The organism is Proteus penneri (genome assembly GCF_003144535.1).
In the GTDB taxonomy this organism is placed as follows: Bacteria; Pseudomonadota; Gammaproteobacteria; order Enterobacterales; family Enterobacteriaceae; genus Proteus; species Proteus penneri.
Window position 1 is genome coordinate 156180 of sequence record NZ_PHFJ01000005.1, and the last position, 22018, is coordinate 178197.

The 22018-nt window shown below is 38.9% G+C and carries 19 protein-coding genes and 1 pseudogene; 15 read left to right on the top strand and 5 right to left on the bottom strand.

Translation table 11 applies throughout. The features are described from left to right. Positions 1-251: 251 nt before the first annotated feature. Together tig and bolA are read right to left on the bottom strand one after the other, a co-directional pair. Positions 252-1556, bottom strand: coding sequence for a trigger factor (gene tig / locus CUB63_RS08560; protein ID WP_006535088.1), 1305 nt, complete (start codon positions 1554-1556; stop codon positions 252-254). 321 nt (positions 1557-1877) lie between these two features. Next, positions 1878-2192: a transcriptional regulator BolA gene (gene bolA / locus CUB63_RS08565; RefSeq protein WP_006535089.1), complete on the bottom strand. Its 315-nt coding sequence runs from the start codon at positions 2190-2192 to the stop codon at positions 1878-1880. 340 nt (positions 2193-2532) lie between these two features. Here bolA and CUB63_RS08570 point away from each other — a divergent pair, with 340 nt between their 5' ends. Both CUB63_RS08570 and ampG read left to right on the top strand, forming a co-directional pair. Beyond that, positions 2533-3111 (top strand): YajG family lipoprotein, encoded by a 579-nt coding sequence (locus CUB63_RS08570; protein WP_006535091.1) that lies wholly within the window; start codon positions 2533-2535, stop codon positions 3109-3111. 55 nt (positions 3112-3166) lie between these two features. Further along, the gene (gene ampG / locus CUB63_RS08575; RefSeq protein WP_109847877.1) at positions 3167-4687 is read left to right on the top strand and encodes a muropeptide MFS transporter AmpG; all 1521 of its coding nucleotides are present in this window, start codon (positions 3167-3169) and stop codon (positions 4685-4687) included. Positions 4688-4771: 84 nt separating this feature from the next. On the opposite strand, the gene dbpA is transcribed toward ampG, so the two are convergent. Continuing rightward, positions 4772-6145 carry an ATP-dependent RNA helicase DbpA gene (dbpA, locus tag CUB63_RS08580; RefSeq protein WP_072063670.1) on the bottom strand — a complete coding sequence of 458 codons (1374 nt, stop codon included), beginning with the start codon at positions 6143-6145 and terminating at the stop codon, positions 4772-4774. Between the two features lie 359 nt (positions 6146-6504). Here dbpA and CUB63_RS08585 point away from each other — a divergent pair. The 7 genes and pseudogenes from CUB63_RS08585 (at position 6505) to CUB63_RS08615 (ending at position 14085) form a co-directional block, all read left to right on the top strand. Continuing rightward, positions 6505-7265 (top strand): annotated as a pseudogene (locus CUB63_RS08585) (nucleoside-specific channel-forming Tsx family protein). Between the two features lie 496 nt (positions 7266-7761). Further along, positions 7762-8712 (top strand): cytochrome o ubiquinol oxidase subunit II, encoded by a 951-nt coding sequence (gene cyoA / locus CUB63_RS08590; RefSeq protein WP_006535098.1) that lies wholly within the window; start codon positions 7762-7764, stop codon positions 8710-8712. 4 nt (positions 8713-8716) lie between these two features. After that, positions 8717-10699, top strand: a complete 1983-nt coding sequence (cyoB, locus tag CUB63_RS08595; RefSeq protein WP_072063672.1) for a cytochrome o ubiquinol oxidase subunit I — start codon at positions 8717-8719, stop codon at positions 10697-10699. Continuing rightward, positions 10699-11310 carry a cytochrome o ubiquinol oxidase subunit III gene (locus CUB63_RS08600; protein ID WP_036932890.1) on the top strand — a complete coding sequence of 204 codons (612 nt, stop codon included), beginning with the start codon at positions 10699-10701 and terminating at the stop codon, positions 11308-11310. The genes cyoB and CUB63_RS08600 overlap by 1 nt, the downstream gene beginning before the upstream one ends. After that, a complete protein-coding gene (locus CUB63_RS08605; protein WP_006535101.1) occupies positions 11310-11642 on the top strand; it encodes a cytochrome o ubiquinol oxidase subunit IV in 333 nt (110 codons plus the stop codon). Before CUB63_RS08600 ends, CUB63_RS08605 begins: the two co-directional genes overlap by 1 nt. A gap of 11 nt (positions 11643-11653) precedes the next feature. Next, complete coding sequence (gene cyoE, locus CUB63_RS08610) at positions 11654-12541, top strand: heme o synthase (protein ID WP_072063674.1); 888 nt, start codon at positions 11654-11656, stop codon at positions 12539-12541. A 173-nt stretch (positions 12542-12714) separates the two neighbouring features. Beyond that, the gene (locus tag CUB63_RS08615; protein WP_072063675.1) at positions 12715-14085 is read left to right on the top strand and encodes an MFS transporter; all 1371 of its coding nucleotides are present in this window, start codon (positions 12715-12717) and stop codon (positions 14083-14085) included. A 78-nt stretch (positions 14086-14163) separates the two neighbouring features. Here CUB63_RS08615 and CUB63_RS08620 read toward each other — a convergent pair whose 3' ends face one another. Further along, positions 14164-14655 carry a YajQ family cyclic di-GMP-binding protein gene (locus CUB63_RS08620; protein ID WP_072063676.1) on the bottom strand — a complete coding sequence of 164 codons (492 nt, stop codon included), beginning with the start codon at positions 14653-14655 and terminating at the stop codon, positions 14164-14166. A gap of 225 nt (positions 14656-14880) precedes the next feature. Between CUB63_RS08620 and panE the strand changes: the two genes are divergently transcribed. Beyond that, on the top strand, positions 14881-15801 hold the full coding sequence (panE, locus tag CUB63_RS08625) for a 2-dehydropantoate 2-reductase (protein WP_109847878.1): 921 nt from the start codon (positions 14881-14883) through the stop codon (positions 15799-15801). Next, a complete protein-coding gene (gene yajL, locus CUB63_RS08630) occupies positions 15770-16387 on the top strand; it encodes a protein deglycase YajL (RefSeq protein WP_109847879.1) in 618 nt (205 codons plus the stop codon). Before panE ends, yajL begins: the two co-directional genes overlap by 32 nt. Positions 16388-16478: 91 nt before the next feature. Here the strand turns inward: yajL and thiI are convergent, their stop codons facing one another. Further along, on the bottom strand, positions 16479-17930 hold the full coding sequence (thiI, locus tag CUB63_RS08635; RefSeq protein WP_109847880.1) for a tRNA uracil 4-sulfurtransferase ThiI: 1452 nt from the start codon (positions 17928-17930) through the stop codon (positions 16479-16481). A 201-nt stretch (positions 17931-18131) separates the two neighbouring features. Here thiI and xseB point away from each other — a divergent pair, with 201 nt between their 5' ends. The 4 genes from xseB to rbsD all read left to right on the top strand — a co-directional run bounded on the left by xseB (position 18132) and on the right by rbsD (position 22017). Beyond that, positions 18132-18395 (top strand): exodeoxyribonuclease VII small subunit, encoded by a 264-nt coding sequence (gene xseB / locus CUB63_RS08640; RefSeq protein ID WP_006535109.1) that lies wholly within the window; start codon positions 18132-18134, stop codon positions 18393-18395. Then, entirely contained in the window at positions 18396-19319 is a 924-nt protein-coding gene (gene ispA, locus CUB63_RS08645; RefSeq protein ID WP_109847881.1) for a (2E,6E)-farnesyl diphosphate synthase, read from the top strand. It begins immediately after the preceding gene. 66 nt (positions 19320-19385) lie between these two features. Further along, on the top strand, positions 19386-21251 hold the full coding sequence (dxs, locus tag CUB63_RS08650; RefSeq protein ID WP_006535111.1) for a 1-deoxy-D-xylulose-5-phosphate synthase: 1866 nt from the start codon (positions 19386-19388) through the stop codon (positions 21249-21251). Positions 21252-21597: 346 nt separating this feature from the next. After that, positions 21598-22017, top strand: a complete 420-nt coding sequence (rbsD, locus tag CUB63_RS08655; RefSeq protein ID WP_006535112.1) for a D-ribose pyranase — start codon at positions 21598-21600, stop codon at positions 22015-22017. The last annotated feature ends 1 nt before the right edge of the window (position 22018 follow it).

A 22018-nucleotide genomic window follows, 5' to 3' on the forward strand; every position in this document is an offset into this window, starting at 1 on the left:
TCTCCTATTGCATTCTTATTGGTGCCAATGACAACAATTTTACTTGAGATAATTGATCGTGACCATTTCTAATGATCTAATCTCTCACAAGACATTCAAGGCGCCTCGCGAGGAGTAATAAAGAGAATATAGAATTATCTGGAGATAATCGCTCAGATTTCAAGGCTAATTTTGATAAATATATACAAACTGAAAAAAACCCGTGGTAAAAACCACGGGTTTTTGCTTAAAACCGATATCGCGGTTAAGAATTAACCCATTTGAACTTCGTTCATTAGTTCAGTGAAGTTAGTTTCTTTTTCAGTTACTTTAGCATTTGCTAAGATTTTTTCTACCGCTTGCTCTTCTAACGCAAGATTACGAATGTTGTTCATCAATTGTTCGTTCTTATTATAGAACTCAACAACTTCTGATGGATCTTCGTAAGCTGAAGCCATTTCATCGATCAGTGCATTCACACGATCGTCTTCTGCTTTCAGTTCATTACTATTGATCACTTCACCTAACAGTAATCCAACGATTACACGACGTTTAGCTTGTTCTTCGAACAGTTCACGTGGTAATTGTAGAGCTTGTTTCTCATCGCCACCAAAACGTTGAGCAGCTTGACGTTGCAGAACTTCAATTTCGCTGTTTACAGCAGCTGCAGGTACGTCAACTTCGTTTGCTTTAACTAAGCCATCAATAACTTGTGTTTTAACACGAGTACGGATTGCATTTTTCAGTTCACGTTCCATATTTTTACGTACTTCAGCACGTAAACCATCAACAGAACCATCTGCAATACCAAAACGCTTGATGAACTCTTCAGTTAATTCTGGCAGTTCACGCTCTTCAACTTTTTTCAGGTTGATAGCGAATTGTGCTTTTTTACCTTTCAGGTTTTCAGCGTGGTAATCTTCTGGGAAAGTCACATCAATTGTGAATTCTTCTCCAGCTTTATGACCGATAACGCCTTCTTCGAAACCTGGGATCATACGACCTTGACCCATTGCCAGTACGAAATCTTCAGCTTTTCCGCCTTCAAATTCTTCACCGTCAATAGAACCGTTGAAATCAACAGTTACGCGATCTTCTGCTGCGACTACGCCGTCTTTGTCTTTCCACTCTGCTTGTTGCTTACGCAGTGTTTCTAACATGTTATCAACGTCTTCGTCTTTAACAGTAACAACGGGTTTTACAACTTCAATGCTTTCCAGATCTTTCAGTTCGATTTCTGGGAAAACTTCGAATTCTACAGAGTAAACAAAGTCTTCACCTTCTTTGTATTGCTCTGGTTTGTATTCAGGTGCGCCAACTGGGTTTACTTTGTTTTCGATGATAGCGTTAATGAAATTACGCGACATTAAATCACCAAGAACATCATTCAGTACAGACATACCATAACGCTGTTTAACCATAGACATTGGAACGTGACCTTTACGGAAACCATCAATGCGAACAGTTTTAGCAGCTTTTTTCAGTTCACTGTCTACAGCAGTTTGGATATCAGCGGCTGGTACGGTGATTGTGACACGACGCCCTAGGCCTTGAGTCGTTTCAACAGAAACTTGCATCTTGTTACCTCAAAATAAGTTTTAGTGCTCGGTCTACTTTAAAGGAAACTAACATGATATTGACATGTTTAGGTTTATTTTCCTTTCAGAACCGGGGCCGCCACATTTAAAAAAACGAGGATCCCTGATATCAGAAGCATCCCGAAACCTTACTGAAAATTAGACGCGACATTATAACGATCTAGAGGGGTTGAGTCGAGAAAGAGCCGTTTTATTCCTCAATTTTTTCATAAAATCGAGCAACTCCACCCTTTTTTCCTCTATAAAGAACAAAAAATACGCATCTTAGGATCTATTTACTCACGATTAACGATAAGGTTGTTAATCTTCTTGGCTTCCGCCACGACACCCAGGAGAGCGTAATGCTTTATCCTGCTGTTCATTCCATTCACTCAAAGTAAAAGTGTGTAATGCTAATGCATGAACACCATTTTCCATTTCATGAGCTAATGTTTGGTACACATCACGATGGCGTGTAACACTACGTTTCTCATTAAAATCATCACTAACGATAATGACTTTAAAGTGACTTTCAGAGCCTTCGGGCACATTATGGCGATGGCTTTCGTTTATTACTTGTAAAAAATGCGGTGAAAAGCGCGAAATCAGCTTATTCTCAATATCATCACGGATCATCTCTGCCCCTAATACTCTAGCCTTTATACCATGGTGAACAAAAAATAAGTCAACCAGCCTATATTGATTTAGTCTTTATCAATACAAAATGATGAGCTTATTCTTTTTAATTTTGCTGATGATAATCGCTTATTTTTCATCTTGAGTAAAACCATTGACCAAATATTGGCAAATACATGAGTAAAAATGAGAGTAATTTGAAATAAAATCAATTGATAAAATCAGATAATTTCGTTCTTTAAGGGGATATTAGCAACCTATTAGCAGTGGTATGATAGGCTAAAGTTTGAAGCCTATTCTACTTATTAACACAACAGACTTATTTAACCGAGATTACCTCATGATTAAAAATTTACTCTGTGCTGTTTTTGCATTAACACTACTTTCAGGTTGTGCAACTCCAAGTAACAAATTATCCATTGAGCCAGTGATGTCAGTTCCTGCGGCCGACCCTACAATGCGCCCTATTTCACTGAATATTTCAAGCCAAGACAAACGCGCATCAAAAAACCTAGCGGAAATCAACCGTAACGGTAAATTAGAAGCCCTTGTTCCAACTCGTGACATTGCATTTTTAATGCAAGAAGTTCTGCAAAAGCAAATGACAGCTCGTGGTTTTATGATAGGTTCTCCTGCTTCTGCTGATGTAATTATTGTTATCAATAAACTCAATGCAGATGTTGGCGAAGGTAGTATTCGTCATAATATCAGTGCAAAAGCGGATATTTCAGTTATCGTTACCCTACCAAATGGCAGCTCTAATACCAAAACATTCCGTACTAGCTACAATGTCCAAGGCCCATTTGGCGCAACTAATGAGAAAATTGCCGCCGCGATTAATAATGTCTTAAGTGAGCTCGTTAGCGATATGGCAAAAGACGCTTCAGTCAGTCAATTTATCAAATCTAACGCCCGTTAATTTATTAGAATAAACGACCTGTTATCTTAAACAGGTCGTCGAAAGGAATTCTTGCATGGTTCAGCCTGCCTTCAAACAAACCACTTGGTACAAATCATTTATTTTACTGTTACTTGGCTTTACTTCTGGATTACCACTTGCATTAACCGCGGGTACATTACAAGCATGGATGACAGTAGAAAACATTGATTTAAAAACCATTGGTTTCTTCTCATTGGTGGGACAAGCCTATGTTTTTAAATTCCTCTGGTCACCCTTTATGGATCGCTATACCCCCTCTTTTCTTGGTCGACGCCGAGGATGGATGTTACTCACTCAAATAGGGTTAGTACTTGGTATTGCAGGAATGGGATTTTTAAATCCTAATGATCATTTATGGTGGCTAGCCTCTCTAGCTGTCATTGTTGCTTTTTGTTCTGCTTCACAAGATATTGTTTTTGACGCCTATAAAACAGATATATTAAAAGCAGATGAGCGTGGTACAGGTGCTGCAGTTTCTGTCCTAGGTTATCGCATAGCCATGCTTGTTTCTGGAGGAATGGCACTTTGGTTAGCTGATAAGTATATTGGTTGGCAAAATATGTACTGGTTAATGGCTGCCTTAATGGGAATTGGTATTATTGCCACACTACTTGCCCAAGAGCCAGAAACCACCGTAAAACCACCGCGTACACTCTATGAAGCCGTTATTGAACCTTTATATGAATTCTTTTCTCGTAATAATGCTTGGCTAATTTTACTGCTTATTGTGCTGTATAAAATGGGAGATGCTTTTGCCTTAAGTTTAAGTACCACTTTTCTTATTCGCGGTGCGGGGTTCGATGCAGGTGAAGTAGGATTAGTGAATAAAACACTTGGGCTTGCAGCCACTATTATTGGGGCATTGCTAGGTGGTTTATTAATGCGCCGTTGGAGTTTATTTAAAGCACTGATGATTTTTGGTATTTTGCAAGGTGGCTCAAATATCGGGTATTGGTATTTAGCTATTTCTGAACAAAGTATTTATAGCATGGGTGCGGTAGTTGCTTTTGAAAATATCTGTGGAGGAATGGGAACAGCCGCATTCGTCGCCCTCTTAATGACACTTTGTCATCTCTCCTTTTCAGCAACACAATTTGCGTTGCTCTCGGCTCTCTCTGCAATTGGTCGTGTTTATGTTGGCCCGGTTGCAGGCTGGTATGTTGAAAGTCATGGTTGGGAAGCATTTTATCTTTTTTCTATCGTTGCTTCTGTACCTGGCCTTATTTTGCTGTTGGTTTCGAAAAACACACTTATTTATACGCAAAAAACGGGGGAATTCCTTAGAAGAACCTTGTTTATTAAACAGTACCGTTTTGCTATTTATGGCTTGATGCTAACGACTCTTTTCTTTATTTGTAGTTTAATTCTTGTTGTTACAAATTCACTACCAACATTAGAAATATTCCAATCTGTCGATTTTATTCAAAAAATAGATACTGATAGATTAAGTTCTTGGGCTTCAACACTCTTTTTATATGGTGTTATTATTGGTGCGATAAGCCTTATCTTTGGCACAATCCTAGATTATTTAGCCCTTAAGAAAACAACACATTAGTTTTATTACTTTCTCAAGATATGAACTATAAAAAAGGACAGGTTAAACTGTCCTTTTTGTATTCTTATGTTCTGAGTAAAAAATTTATCTAAATAATCTTACTTTTACTGATTTACCTTTGATTTTACCTTGTTGCAGCTGTTTCCAGACTTGTTTTGCAATAGATTGTTTTACAGCAACATAAGCATGTGTTGGGTTAATCATAATTTTACCAATATCGGTACCATTGAACCCCATATCACCCGTTAATGCCCCTAAAATATCACCAGGGCGCATTTTGGCCTTTTTACCACCATCAATACATAATGTTGCCATCGTTGCTTCAAGTGGCGTAATTTGTAGGCCTGTAGGAATAGGCAACCAATTTATCTTCATATGAAGCATTTCTTCTAAAGCATTGGCACGTTGAATTTCTTCTGGTGCGCAAAAACTGATTGCTAATCCACTCTCACCCGCTCTGGCTGTACGCCCAATACGGTGAACGTGTACTTCAGGATCCCATGATAATTCGTAATTGATCACCATTTCTAACGCTTTAATGTCAAGCCCGCGAGCTGCAACATCTGTTGCGACTAATACACGACAACTCCCATTAGCAAAGCGAATAAGCGTTTGATCACGCTCTCTTTGTTCCATATCGCCATGTAAAGCAAGCACACTTTGATTGCTTTCTGTCAGTGTTTCATACACATCTTGGCAATCTCGCTTTGTGTTACAAAACACGACGCAAGAAGCTGGTTGCTCACGACTTAACAGTTTTTGCAGCAATCCTATTTTTCCATGACGAGATATTTCATAAAACTGCTGTTCAACAGCCGGAAGTTCATCAACAGAATTGATTTCAATAGTGATTGGGTTTTGCTGGATCTTACGACTAATTGTTGCGATCTCATTTGGCCAAGTTGCAGAAAAAAGCAATGTTTGGCGTGCCGTTGGCATACGAGAAATAATATCGTTGATATCATCAAAAAATCCCATATCCAACATTCTGTCTGCTTCATCCAACACCAATGTTTTCACATCATCTAAAGTGACAGTCTCTTTCTTTAGGTGATCAAGCAATCTGCCCGGTGTTGCAACAATAATATGTGCAGCATGTATTAATGAATCACGCTGGATACTAAATGGAACTCCGCCACACAGCGTTAATACTTTGATATTTGGAAGATAACGAGCAAGACGACGTAATTCATTTGCAACTTGATCAGCAAGTTCTCGCGTTGGACATAAAATAAGTGATTGAGTATTAAACTGTTTTGCATCAATGTGTTGCAAAAGCCCCAAACCAAAAGCAGCCGTTTTACCGCTACCTGTTTTTGCCTGAGCGCGAACGTCCTTTCCTTCAAGAATAGCGGGCAAAGCAGCTTCTTGAACCGGAGTCATAGTGAGATAACCCAATTCATTAAGGTTAGCGAGTTGTTCAGCAGGAAGTGCGTTAAGTTCAGCAAATGAGGTCACAATGAAAATTCCAAGTAAGATAAAAACGAATATTGGCTAATGATACTATCCCTTGATTCCTGTGTCGTGAGGTATTTTTACGCGATTGTTACCACATATTTTTCTTTCTTCTTCCGCTTTCTTTTTTTGCCCAAAAACAGTGATTAAGCGCTTAATCCATTCAAAGCATCTCAAATAATAAAAATAAACTAAACAATACTAAAATTCTCATTTTTAATTATCAATTTAATATTCTAGAAATAGATCTTATTTTCAACATCATAATCTGCAAATTACAATTTTATAGGTTATAGTTTCAAAAAATATAAAAATATAAATTCACCGCAAAATTATTTCATTAAAATAAATTGAGATTATTCATGATAAAAAAAACATTTTTATTAACCATCGCAAGTACACTTTCTTTATCTGCTCAAGCTAGCTATTTAGGTGGCTTCGCTAATACCAGCATCAATTATCTTGATTGGACTACTCATACAACACACAAAACAGGGCAATCTTCTCATAAAGATGATTTTGCCTATCTAGAACTTGAAGGTGGTGCCAACTTTTCATGGGGTGAATTTTACGGTTTTTTTGATCTAGAAAATCCCTTTAATCCTCGAAAAACAGAACCAGGTGATAATCAACGTTATACTGTTAAAGCAACAAGTCGCATTTACTTAGGTGAAAGTGATGTTAATTTATACGGACATATTTACGGTACATGGTCACTTCCCGGTAAAGAAAACAACGGCAACTTCCATGAAGTTAATACACTTTACGGCTTAGGCTATAACACACAAATAGATAATTTATGGTTTAAACCATTTATTGCGCTTCATTATGTCGATCAAACTTACTATTCAGGAAATAATGGCTACGTTGTTGGCTGGGTTGCTGGATATGATTTTTCGATTAGCGCTCAAAAATTTAGCATTAGCAATTGGCATGAAATGGAATTTAACCGTCATGAGCGTTATGGCAATGGGGGAAAGATGGATTTAATGGCGCTTTAGCTTTTTGGTGGCATCCAACGACCTCTATTACTACGGGTATTCAATATCGTTATGCTTATAAAAAGTTAGGCGAAGATTTTTTGCAAGACGGCATTGTATATAGCCTGAAATATAATTTTTGATCGCTAATTGTTAATTTTTATTACAGCGAAAGCATTTTTATTCGCTGTAACCTCTTTTTACCACTTAATGAAAAGTTTTCTCATTGGATATAAATATTCATCAAATTACTAATTAACCATATTAAAAATTACACAAACATCAAATATGGATATTAAACATTAATATAAAAAGGATTTCACCTATCAACTCTCCTCCGACCTCTAATCTGTTACTTTTTTAATCACAATACGTTTTCTTACACTTTTTATTGCATTTTTATTTGTAAAAATATGTATTTATTTTAAAAACATGGTACTTTATGAAATTATAGTTAATACGCAATAATTAAATTAACATTTATTTAATATTTTGATTACTTGTGATCACATTAACACAAAAGACCAACCAACCACTTACTTACCATTACAATTGTTTACACTGTCGCAACCTTACCGTAAAATGTCCTTACTGATACTGATGAAACAACAATAGAACCTTTGTCATTTGGGTCGTTGGATGAGACTTATGAAATACATAAAAAGTATTGGGACACTCTCGCTATTAGCAGCAGCTCTTCTCTTAAGTGGCTGTGATATGGCGTTAATGAATCCCAAAGGCGCTATCGGCGCTGAGCAAAAAACATTAATCCTCATTGCGCTTGGTTTAATGTTAATTGTTGTGATACCGGTAATACTGATGGTGATTGTTTTCGCTTTTCGCTACCGTGAATCCAATACTAAAGCCACCTATCGCCCAAACTGGGCTCACTCAAATAAAATTGAACTCGTCGTTTGGACTGTGCCAATTATCATCATTGTGATTTTGGCGAGCATTACATGGAAAACAACCCATGAGCTTGATCCTTACAAACCTTTAGAGTCCACAGAAAAACCTGTCACCATTGAAGTTGTTTCAATGGATTGGAAATGGTTATTTATCTATCCAGAACAAGGTATTGCAACAGTTAATGAACTGGCTTTCCCTACTAATGTTCCTGTTAATTTCAAAATCACTTCTGACTCTGTCATGAACTCATTCTTCATCCCTCGCTTAGGTGGACAAATCTATGCGATGGCAGGAATGCAAACTAAGTTGCACTTAATTGCGAATGAACCTGGTGAATATCAAGGTATGTCTGCAAGTTATAGTGGACACGGTTTCTCTGATATGAAATTTACAGCGATTGCGACACCTGATCGTGCCGGTTTCGATGCGTGGGTTGAAAAAGTCAAACAATCGCCAGATACGTTAAATACGACCGCTGCATTTAATGAACTTGCTAAACCAAGCCAGAAAAATCCAGTGACCTACTATTCAAGCGTGAAGCCAATGTTATTCCAAGAAACTATTTCTAAATTTGGTCATACAGGTCATGGCGCTCACACAGGTGGCAATCAGACAGCACATGCTGATGCAACAATGAATATGAACATGAGCCATGCGGCGCATGCAGGAGCAGAGGAATAAAGGCATGTTCGGAAAATTAACTCTTGATGCAATCCCTCTACATGAACCAATTATCGTAGTTACTTTACTCGGTATTGTTCTTGGTGGACTTGCTATTGTTGGCGCACTAACTTATTTTCGTAAATGGAAATGGTTGTGGACCGAATGGTTAACCAGCGTTGACCATAAAAAAATTGGTATTATGTATATCCTCGTTGCAATGGTCATGATGTTCCGTGGCTTTGCCGATGCAATTATGATGAGAAGCCAACAAGCTCTCGCCTCTGCCGGCGAAGCTGGTTTCTTACCACCTCATCACTATGATCAGATTTTTACCGCACACGGCGTTATCATGATTTTCTTCATGGCGACCCCTTTCGTTGTAGGTCTGATGAATCTTGTTGTACCTTTACAAATTGGTGCCCGTGATGTGGCCTTCCCTTTCCTTAACTCACTGAGCTTCTGGTTCTTTGTCGTTGGTGTAGTACTCATCAACATTTCTTTAGGTATTGGTGAATTCGCACAAACAGGTTGGTTAGCTTATCCACCACTTTCTGGTTTGGAGTATAACCCAGGAGTCGGGGTAGATTATTGGATATGGAGCTTACAGATATCCGGTATTGGTACGCTTCTAACTGGGGTTAACTTCTTCGCGACTATTCTGCGTATGCGTGCGCCGGGTATGAGTATGATGAAAATGCCAGTATTCTCTTGGGCTGCTTTATGTACTAACGTCCTGATTATTGCTGCATTCCCAATTTTAACAGTTACTATTACGCTATTAACTTTAGACCGCTATCTTGGAACGCACTTCTTTACCAATGATATGGGCGGTAACATGATGATGTACATCAACCTTGTATGGGCTTGGGGTCATCCAGAAGTTTATATCCTTGTTCTGCCTGTATTTGGTGTGTTTTCTGAAGTTACAGCAACATTCTCTAAAAAACGGTTATTCGGTTATACCTCTTTAGTTGGTGCGACTGTCGTTATTACCGTATTGTCATTTATCGTTTGGTTACACCACTTCTTTACTATGGGTTCGGGGGCTAACGTAAACGCCTTCTTCGGTATCGCCACGATGATCATCGCTATACCAACAGGAGTTAAAATCTTTAACTGGCTGTTTACGATGTATCAAGGTCGTATCGAATATAAAAGCCCAATGTTGTGGACTATCGGTTTCCTTATCACCTTCTCTGTTGGGGGGATGACTGGGGTTCTGTTAGCCGTTCCGGGTGCAAACTTTGTTTTACATAACAGCCTATTCTTAATTGCCCACTTCCATAACGTTATTATCGGTGGTGTGGTATTTGGCTGTTTCGCAGGGATGACTTACTGGTTCCCTAAAGCATTCGGTTTCACACTGAATGAGAAATGGGGTATCCGTGCATTCTGGTTCTGGTTTATCGGCTTCTTTATGGCCTTTATGCCACTGTACATTCTTGGCTTTATGGGTATGACTCGTCGTATCAGCCAAAATATCAACCCTGAATTCCATCCAATGTTAATGGTTGCTGCGGGTGGCGCTGCATTGATTGCTATCGGTATCGCTTGTCAAGTTATCCAGATCTACGTAAGTATCCGTGACCGTGATCAAAACCGTGACTTAACGGGCGATCCATGGGGCGGACGTACGCTGGAATGGTCAATTTCCTCACCAGCTCCTTTCTATAACTTTGCCGTTGAACCTAATGTTCAAACTCGTGATGAGTGGTGGGATCAGAAAGAAAAAGGCACAGCCTATCAGCGTCCAACCAAATACGAACCGATCCATATGCCTAAAAATACTGGCGCAGGTGTGATTATTTCAGCATTCAGCTTAGTCCTTGGTTTTGCCATGATCTGGCATATCTGGTGGTTAGCTATTGTTGGTTTCGCTGGCATGATTGTCACTTGGATCGTGAAAAGCTTTGATACAGATGTGGATTACTATGTCCAAGTACCTGAAATTGAAGCTATCGAGAATAAGCATTATGAAGAACTGAAAAAAGCAGGTGTGAAATAATGTCTACTCAAACTGTAAATAACACAAACGCCCATGAACATCATGGGCACCACGATGCAGGAGCGACAAAAGTTTTCGGCTTCTGGATCTATCTAATGAGCGACCTTATCCTGTTTGCCAGCTTATTCGCCACTTATGCGGTGCTTGTTAACGGGATTGCAGATGGTCCTTCAGGTAAAGAAATTTTTAGCTTACCGTTTGTTTTAGTTGAAACCTTCTTACTGCTATTTAGTAGTATCACTTTTGGTTTCGCTATGCTGAGCATGAATAAAGGTAGCGTTAGCCAAGTTAATCTGTGGTTATTTGTTACTTTCTTATTCGGCTTAGGTTTCGTCATCATGGAAGTTTACGAATTCCATGAGCTAATCGCAGAAGGTTATGGCCCAGATCGCAGTGCATTCTTATCTGCATTCTTCGCATTAGTTTCAACGCACGGTCTTCACGTCACTGCGGGTTTAATTTGGATTGTAATTATGATGATCCAAGTATCACGCCGTGGTTTAACTGAAGTTAACCGTACTCGTTTAAGCTGTTTAAGTCTGTTCTGGCACTTCCTTGACGTTGTCTGGATCTGTGTGTTCACCGTAGTTTATCTGATGGGAGCGATGTAATGAGTCATCCAAATACTTCTCCTTCAGGCGCAAGCCACGGCAGTATGAAGTCTTACCTAATCGGCTTTATTCTGTCTGTTATCCTCACCGTTATTCCATTTTGGATGGTGATGGAAGGAACAGCGACACCAGCAACAATTCTCTGGACTGTTGTCGGTATGGCAGTTGTGCAGATTGTGGTTCACTTAGTCTGCTTCTTGCATATGAATACGTCATCAGAAGAGCGCTGGAACGTCGTCGCATTCCTGTTCACACTGCTTATTATCGGCATTGTTGTCGTAGGCTCGTTGTGGATTATGTACAACCTGAACATCAATATGATGATGGATTAAGAGTTGTCGCTATGATTAAGCAATACCTACAAGTCACCAAACCAGGAATTATTTTCGGAAACTTAATTTCTGTAATAGGTGGTTTCCTTCTCGCCTCTAAAGGTGAGATTGACTACCCCCTATTTGTCGCGACTCTACTTGGGGTGTCTCTGGTCGTTGCTTCTGGTTGTGTTTTTAACAACTATATTGACCGTGATATTGACCGTATCATGGAAAGAACGAAGAACCGCCCATTAGTTAAAGGATTAATTGACCCTCGAATTAGCCTGATTTATGCCTCAGTATTAGGTATTGCAGGTGTTGTGCTGCTCTATGTAGCAGCCAACCCGCTTGCAATGTTTATCGCTGTATTTGGTTTTATTATTTATGTTGGGGTTTATAGCCTCTATATGAAGCGTAAATCTGTTTATGGCACACTGATTGGAAGTTTATCTGGCTCTGCTCCCCCTGTTATCGGTTATTGTGCCGTTAGCGGTGAGTTTGATGCAGGCGCGGCAATCCTATTACTTATCTTTAGTTTATGGCAGATGCCTCACTCTTATGCCATTGCTATTTTCCGTTTTAAAGACTACCAAGCAGCTAATATTCCGGTATTACCCGTTATTAAAGGGATCTCAGTCGCTAAACGCCATATCATTCTTTATATTCTGGCATTTATGATTGCAACCTTAATGCTGACATTAGTTGGATATGCGGGCTATAAATATCTAATAGTTGCTTCTGCCGTCAGTATTTGGTGGTTGGGCATGGCTTTATCCGGTTATAAAGCAACCAATGATAAAGTGTGGGCACGAAAATTATTTATTTTCTCTATTGTGGCAATCACTTCATTAAGTGTAATGATGTCGGTTGATCCAACAAGCTCAACAACAGAAACTGTTTTTGCTTATTTAAGATAATGTATTTACTAAAGTAACCGAAAGACCAGTCAGCCTTCTGACTGGTCTTTTTTTATCCTGTTTCGCGACTAAAGAAGATATCAGTACAGTTTTGACTTTTTTACATCCCATTTATTGATTAACCTCGTTATAAAATGTCATTACAATGGGGTATCAGTAATACGAGGTAATCCATGAATGATAATAAAATGACCCCATTAGAGCGCAAAGCTACATGGGGACTAGGCACTGTCTTTTCTCTTCGCATGCTTGGCATGTTTATGGTACTCCCAGTTTTAACCACCTATGGGCTTCAGCTACAACACGCAACAGAATCTCTCATTGGATTAGCCATCGGTATTTATGGATTAACACAGGCTATATTCCAAATTCCTTTTGGTATTTTCTCTGATAAATTTGGTCGAAAACCTATGATTGTTTTTGGCTTAATTATTTTTATTGTCGGGAGCCTTATTGCAGCTCTTAGCGACAATATTTACGGCATTATTATTGGTAGGGCACTACAAGGTGCTGGCGCTATATCAGCCGCAGTTATGGCTTTACTCTCCGATCTAACTCGAGAACAAAATAGAACAAAAGCAATGGCCTTTATTGGTATTAGCTTTGGGATAACCTTTGCTTTAGCCTTAGTTTTAGGCCCTATTTTAACGCATATTTTTGGCTTACATGGCCTGTTTTGGGGAATTGCTCTACTCGCCTTGGGTGGCATTGTTATTACGCTTTTTACTGTGCCGAATAGCGAACACCCTATTCTTAATCGAGAATCTGGTTTTGTCCGTGGCAGTGTAAAAAAAGTCTTATTTGATGCACAGCTTCTTAAGTTGAATACGGGTATTTTTTCACTACATACTTTATTAATGGCTGCATTTGTTGCACTTCCTCTAGTTATGAGTAGCGCTGGTTTAGCAAAAGAGAAGCATTGGATTGTTTATCTAGTCACCATGCTAATTGCCTTTATTACTGTACTCCCTTTTATTATCTATGCAGAAAAAAAACGTAAAATGAAACAGGTTTTCTTATTCTGTATCTTTTTACTAATTATCGCTCAAGTTATTTTAATAAGCTCTGGCTCTAGTTTATGGCTAATTATTGCTGGCATTCAGGTCTTTTTTATTGGCTTTAATATTATGGAAGCACTACTACCTTCATTAATCAGTAAAGAAGCACCTGCTGGCTATAAAGGTACAGCAATGGGAATTTATTCCACCAGCCAATTTTTAGGTGTGGCATTAGGCGGTATTTTAGGGGGATGGCTTTATCAGCATTATGATGCACAAATCGTATTTCTGGGCTGTTTAGTGATCGGCATTATTTGGTTTTTGATTAGCTTAACATTACGCCAACCCGCTTATGTCAGTAGCTTACGCGTTGAATTACCTAAAAACCTATCTTCAAGCCAACAACAGAGACTACAACAATTATTTAATCAACAACCGGGGGTTAATGAAGTTGTGATTATGGCTGATGAACAAAGTGCTTATATCAAGGTTGATACTAAACAGACACCGAGAGCAACATTAGAGTCGCTAATCTCTTTGGTTTAAAGGTCTATAAATTGACGGGATAAAATAAAAATGCGCTGGTTTAACAGCGCATTTTTATATGACTCAATAGATAAACAATTAGTCACGGAAGTTATTAAATTGGAATGGCTGCCCTAACTCACCTTCTCTGACTAATTTCATTACGGCTTGTAAATCATCACGTGATTTACCTGTAACGCGGACTTGCTCACCTTGAATTTGAGCCTGAACTTTTAATTTACTGTCTTTGATCAACTTAACAATTTTTTTTGCTAAGGCTGTATCAATACCTTGTTTCAACGTGGCTTCTACGCTGTACATTTTTCCACTGTGAGTCATCTCTTCAGGGATATTTAATACCGCACCATCAATCCCTCTTTTTGCCATTTTCTCACGCAGAATATCTAATAATTGTTGAACCTGAAATTCAGATACACTGGTCGTTTTCACTGACTCTGCTTTTTCGTTTAATTCAAAGCTTGCTTCAACGTTACGAAAATCCCAGCGAGTAGTCAGTTCACGTTGCGCGTTTTCTACTGCATTACGCACTTCATGTAAGTCAACTTCAGATACGATATCAAAAGATGGCATTCTTTCTTCCTCAATAAATAAATACAACCCGAATAATAGCTTCTTTTAGAGTTGCAAAAAAGCATTGCACATTCAATAACAAATTTATCCCTTTTATTTCCTCTTATAGTAAAGCGCAAACATACATTAAACAGGAAAGTGTAATCAATGTTATAATTTTAACTTAATAGTCTAATAAGCGTCAGTAGCCATCTTGCGCTATTACGATTTGCAAAAAGAGGCACAATGAAAATTACCGTTTTAGGATGTGGTTCGATTGGTAAACTTTGGGTTGCCGCTTTAACACTTCAGTCTCATGAAGTACAAGGTTGGCTAAGAGTGCCACAGCCTTTTTTAGACGTAAGTGTTGATAACATTAATGGTGAGCCTTTTTATCAGCGTATTACTGCAAATCAACTTGAATGGTTAAAGCAGAGCGAATTATTAATTGTTTGCTTAAAATCTTGGCAAGTATCAGATGCTGTTAATGCACTATTACCTTATCTTTCTGCACAATGTCCGATTTTACTCATTCATAATGGTATGGGTACTGCCGATGAATTAACAGCAACACAACACCCCATTATCAGACCTATATTACAAGGCATTATTACTCATGGTGCTTATCAACAAGGGCAAGATGTTATTCATACAGCAACAGGAATAACACATATAGGTCCATTAAATCATGCGGCTCAACAATATAGCTATTTAGCAGAAACCTTGCATCATGCATTGCCTGATGTCGCTTGGCATAATGATATCCATACCATTAGTTGGCTAAAACTTGCAGTTAATTGTGTTATCAATCCTCTTACCGTTTATTATCAATGCCGTAATGGTGATTTATTGCGTTATCCTGAGCATATTCAAAAAGTATGCGACGAAGTTTATCAAGTGATGGAACGTGAGGGAGTCGTACCAACGTCTCAAGCTCACCTTCATGGCTATATTATTGATACCATAGAACAAACTGCAAATAATTATTCTTCTATGTATCAAGATGTGAAATATCAACGCCATACAGAGATTGACTATATTACGGGTTATTTATTACGTCGAGCTTCAGAACAAGGGCTTGTATTGCCAGAAAATAACCGCCTTTTTCAATTTATTAAACAACAGGAAGGCAATTATGACCATATCAGCACTCATCTGCCTAGCTAATGGAAGCGAAGAAACCGAAGTCGTCACTACCGTAGATTTGCTGGTAAGGGCTGGGATTAATGTCGTACTTGCAAGTGCAGAAAATGATGTTGATGATCTTATTATCACTTGTTCTCGTGGTATTAAACTTGTCGCCGATGCGCCTCTAGTTCGTGTTGTTGATCATCACTATGACGTTATTATTCTCCCCGGTGGATTACAAGGTACTGAAACATTGAGAGATAGCCCTTTAGTGGTCGAAAAAGTACGTCGTATGCACAGTGAAAATAAACTTGTCGCAGCCATCTGTGCAGCACCGGCAATGATCCTTGAGTCTCATAATATTTTTCCCATCGGCAACATGACAGGTTTTCCTGCATTAAAAGATAAAATATCACCGAAAAAATGGGTTGATTATCGAGTCTATTTTGATGAAAGAGTCAATTTAATTACTAGCCAAGCACCCGCAACATCTATCGATTTTGCACTAAAAATTATCGAACGCTTAAAAGGTAAAGAAGCTGCTGCTGATGTCGCCAAACAACTCGTATTACCACCCGGTATTTATAATTACCAAGATGAATTTACTGGGTTCGGGAATAGATAGATAATAAAAGCCACTATATTGAACTGTTCTAACATATTAGACTGCTCAATATAGTGGCTTTTTTTATTCCTGATAACTAAAGATTATCGCACTACTTTTTACGATACACTTTTACGTTTTCAAAACCTTGCTCACGTAAATAAAGCGCTTGTAAACGGCTCATCATACCGCGATCACAATACAGTAAATAGGTTTTAGTTTTATCTAAATCACCAAACTGAGTGCTTAATTTATAGAAAGGTAATTCTTTAACATCAATGCCATCCATTTTTAATGGTGATGTTTCTTGTTCTTCAGGGGAGCGAATATCAAGAATAACGTCATTTGCACCGAACTCAGAGACCATTTCAACTTCTGTCACTTGTTGTACAGTTTCTTCGGCTATACGGCGAATATCCATATTCTTGGCATTTTCAACAACGTTATCAAGAATAGAAAAATCAAATTTCTCTTCTTCCGCTTCGATCTTCGCTTTGACGGCTTTCACTGTTGGGCTTTTTGAAATTACCCCACAAAATTCTGGCATTGTGCGAGCAAAATCTTCTGTGCCAATTTGGCGAGCAATATTGATAATGCTCTCTTTATCATGCGTGATAAGAGGACGTAAAATTAACGTATCTGTCGCATTATCAATTAAACGCAAATTAGTTAAGGTCTGGCTAGAAACTTGGCCTAATGCTTCGCCAGTCACAATTGCTTGAACACCATAACGCTCTGCCACTCTTGATGCTGCACGTACCATCATACGTTTTAATACAACACCCATTTGACCATCATCGACTTTTTCTAAGATTTCTGCGACAACAGGTTCAAAATCAACAGCAACGAAATGCACTTTATGTGAACGGCCAAAACGGTTCCATAAATAATGCGCAACTTGTTTAACGCCAATTTCGTGTGCAGAACCGCCTAAGTTAAAGAAACAATAGTGAACTCGGCTACCACGACGCATTAACATATAGCTTGATACACCTGAGTCATAGCCACCAGAGATCAGTGATAAGACATCTTCTTGCGTACCAATTGGAAAACCACCAATACCTTCATAGCGCGCATTGACTAAAATAAGTTTATCATCTTCAATTTCTAAATTAATGGTGACATCTGGACGCGTTAATTTCACTTTTGCACTTTCAACATGTTGGTTAAAACCACCACCAACATAACGCTCAACTTCATTTGAAGTAAAACTGTGCTTACCACGACGTTTGGCACGAACACAAAATGTTTTGTTTTCAACTAAATGCTTAAATGCCGCAAAAGTTTGCTCAAAAATATTATGTAAGTCGGTATAAGGATGTTCTTCGACTTGTAAAATGTGATGAATACCAGGAATGCGTGTTAATGCATCACATACTGCTTCACTTTTACTTTCGTCTTTACTCACAACCACAATGTTATCCCAATTACGGACAACTGTGATTTCATCGCCGATTGAATTTAATACATTACGGATATTGCTAGTGAGAATTTTGATAAAACGTATACGAACTGATTGGCTTTTGATCGTAATTTCGGGGAATAATTTAATAATAAACTTCATAGTCAATGGTCATAGGTTATTAAGTAGAAACATAAACTACAGTGATGTAAATTGACTGGAGTTTATAAAAGTCACAAAGTATATCACCAATATTTAGGGCTCACCCGCAAAAATCATCGACTGAATAAGAAATTTTCATCTTACTTGTAGTAAGATGATGACTATTATTCAGCGCTAACATGCTTTATTATCAAAAATATTATGGCTAAGAAAACGACTCCAATTAACGAAGACATCTCACAAGCACCAAGTTTCGAAGCATCCATGCAAGAACTTGAGCAAATCGTAAACCGTTTAGAATCCGGTGAACTCCCTTTAGAAGAAGCGCTTAATGAGTTTGAACATGGCGTTCGTCTAGCCCGTGTTGGACAAAAAACATTACAAGACGCTGAACAGCGTGTTCGTATTCTTCTAAAAGAAGACGATAATGCAACTCCTGATGATTTTATCCAAGAGGCAGAATAATTGAGTAACGCAACTTCAAGTACGGATGCGTTCCGTCATAAATTAGATTCCGCCCACCAGCGTGTTGATGATGCATTAAACCAAGCGCTATCAGCTTTACCATTCACTGACATGCCTCTAGGTAAAGCCATGCATTATGGCGCTCTTTTAGGTGGCAAGCGCTTACGCCCTTTTCTTGTTTATGCTGTTGGCGAAATGTTTAAAGTCCCTGCACTAAACCTTGATGCACCCGCTGCCGCAATAGAATGTATTCACGCATATTCCCTTATTCATGACGATTTACCTGCGATGGATGATGATGATTTGCGCCGCGGTAAACCAACATGTCATATTGAATTCGGTGAAGCCAACGCTATTTTAGCAGGTGATGCACTACAAGCTCTGGCTTTTGAGATCTTAGCAAAAAATCCAATGCCTGATGTTGCAATAACTGATCGCGTTGCAATGATTGCTGAATTAGCAACAGCTAGCGGGCTTGCAGGTATGTGTGGTGGTCAAGCTCTTGATCTTGAAGCAGAAGATAAATCGATTGATCTCGCATCTCTTGAAAAAATCCATTTACACAAAACAGGTGCGTTAATTCGTGCGGCTGTTCGTTTAGGCGCCTTTAGTGCAGGCTCTAAAGGCCATGATGTATTACCTGCATTAGATAAATATGCTCATTCCATTGGCCTTGCCTTTCAAGTGCAAGATGACATTTTAGATGTCATTGGCAGTACTGAAGAAACAGGAAAACGTCAAGGTAGCGACCAAGAATCAGGAAAAAGCACCTATCCTGCACTCCTTGGGTTAGAGCAAGCTCAAAAGAAAGCACAGGAATTGTATAACGAAGCACTGGATGCCTTAGCGTTTCTTGAGCAATACGAGTACGATACAACCACGCTTAAACAATTAGCGAGTTTTATCGTCGAACGGAAAAACTAATAACAAATAAAGAGAGCAGCTTACCTGTTCTTTCCCTATTACAAGTGATTAATTAATAGGCATCACATGAGCATTGATATCGAAAAATATCCCACATTGGCGTTGGTTGAAACACCAGAAGATTTGCGCCTATTACCAAAAGAGAGTTTACCTAAACTCTGTGATGAGCTAAGGCTATTTCTTCTTAACAGTGTCAGCCGCTCAAGTGGTCACTTCGCCTCAGGTTTAGGTGCTATTGAGTTAACAGTTGCTCTTCATTACGTCTATAAAACCCCTTTTGATAACCTTATATGGGATGTGGGTCATCAGGCATATCCTCATAAAATCTTAACAGGTCGCCGTGACCGCATTGATACAATTCGCCAAAAAAATGGATTACATCCTTTCCCTTGGCGTGAAGAGAGCGAATACGACAAACTTTGTGTCGGTCACTCTTCAACCTCTATCAGTGCAGGTTTAGGTATGGCTGTTGCCGCTGAACAAGAAAAACTGAATAGAAAAACAGTTTGTGTCATTGGTGATGGTGCAATTACTGCGGGTATGGCTTTTGAAGCAATGAACCACGCAGGTGATATTGAACCAGATATGCTCGTTGTTCTTAATGATAACGAGATGTCGATTTCAGAAAACGTTGGTGCGTTGAATAATCACCTTGCACAATTGTTGTCTGGCAAACTGTATACTACCTTGCGTGAAGGCGGAAAAAAGGTTTTCTCTGGCCTTCCACCAATTAAAGAATTACTGAAAAAGACAGAAGAACATATCAAAGGCATGGTCGTTCCTGGCACCATGTTTGAAGAATTAGGATTTAACTATATCGGCCCAGTTGATGGTCATGATGTTATTGCGCTAGTACAAACACTCGCAAATATGCGTGATCTAAAAGGCCCTCAGCTTCTGCATATTATGACTAAAAAAGGTCGAGGATATGCACCTGCTGAACGTGATCCTATTAGCTGGCACGCTGTACCTAAATTTGATCCACAAGCAGGTACATTACCTAAAAGCCCTAATGCACGACCTACATTTTCCAAAATTTTTGGTGACTGGTTATGTGAAGAAGCCTTAACCGATCCAAAACTGATGGCAATTACCCCAGCTATGCGTGAAGGCTCTGGTATGGTGCGCTTCTCAAAAGAATACCCATCACAATATTTTGATGTTGCGATCGCAGAACAACATGCCGTTACCTTTGCGGCTGGTTTAGCTATTGGTGGTTATAAGCCGATTGTCGCTATCTACTCAACATTCTTACAACGCGCTTACGACCAAGTTATCCATGATATTGCCATTCAAAAACTGCCTGTTTTATTTGCTATTGATCGTGGCGGTATTGTGGGAGCAGATGGCCAAACTCACCAAGGTGCTTTTGATCTCTCATTCTTACGCTGTCTTCCTAATATGGTCATTATGGCGCCAAGTGATGAAAATGAGTGTCGCCAAATGCTTCATACTGGTTATCACTATCAGGATGGCCCTGTTGCTGTACGCTATCCAAGAGGCTCTGGTGTTGGTGCGCAATTGCAACCACTTAGTCCACTACCTATGGGTAAAGGTATTATTCGTCGCCAAGGCAAAGGTATTGCGATCCTAAACTTTGGTACATTACTACCAGAAGCATTAGAAGTCGCTGAAAAACTTGATGCAACTGTGGCGGATATGCGTTTTATCAAGCCTCTTGATAAATCACTTATCCTTTCTCTGGCAGAACAGCATGACATGTTGGTAACACTAGAAGAGAATGCCATTATGGGTGGGGCTGGCAGTGGTGTTAATGAGTTACTCATGCAAGAGCGTTGCTTAGTACCTGTCTTAAACTTAGGTATACCTGATCTGTTTGTGCCACAAGGTGGACAAGAAGAGATCAGAGCTGACTTAGGATTAGATGCAGAAGGTATTGAGAAATCAATTAACGCTTATCAAGCTAAATAATTCTATTATCATTTAAATCGCTCCGACTTTCCTGAGTTGGAGCGATTATTAAAAAGACTCGCCACTTCTTATCTTACTTTATTTAAAAAATTATCCTTGCTTGCATTCTATATTTCATTCTTTTCAAGCTTTGTTGAATGTCACATTTTTATGAAATTCACTGAAAACAACCACTTCATCTCTTGAATCAATTCAGCGTTAATTTATTCAATCAGTTAGATTTTTCTTTCTTTTTGTTTACCAACGAAACGTTTCGATCATGCTCACAATATGAATAAATCAAACTTGTTTTCCCACTTTTCTTTTCTACTATATAGACAGCGAAACGTTTCGCTGAGGAGAAAACATGAAAAAAGGTATATTACTTAATAGTCCCATTTCGAGTGTCATTTCACGTTTAGGACACACTGACAAAATCACTATTGCAGATGCCGGATTACCTATTCCCTCCTCTGTTGAACGTATTGATCTTGCTCTCACTCAAGGGATCCCTGACTTTATGTCCGTGTTGCAAACAATCACTCATGAGATGCAAGTTGAAGCCATCATGCTGGCGGAAGAAATTAAAACCATCAATCCCTCTCTTTTTAATGAAATCATCTCTTATCTCCATTTATTAGAACAAGAGCAAAAGAAGCCTATTCAAATAATCTATGTTTCACATGAAGCATTTAAAAAGCAACTCACTGAAAATAAAGCTGTTATTAGAACCGGTGAATGTACCCCTTATGCCAATATTGTGCTGTTTTCTGGTGTGACTTTCTGAG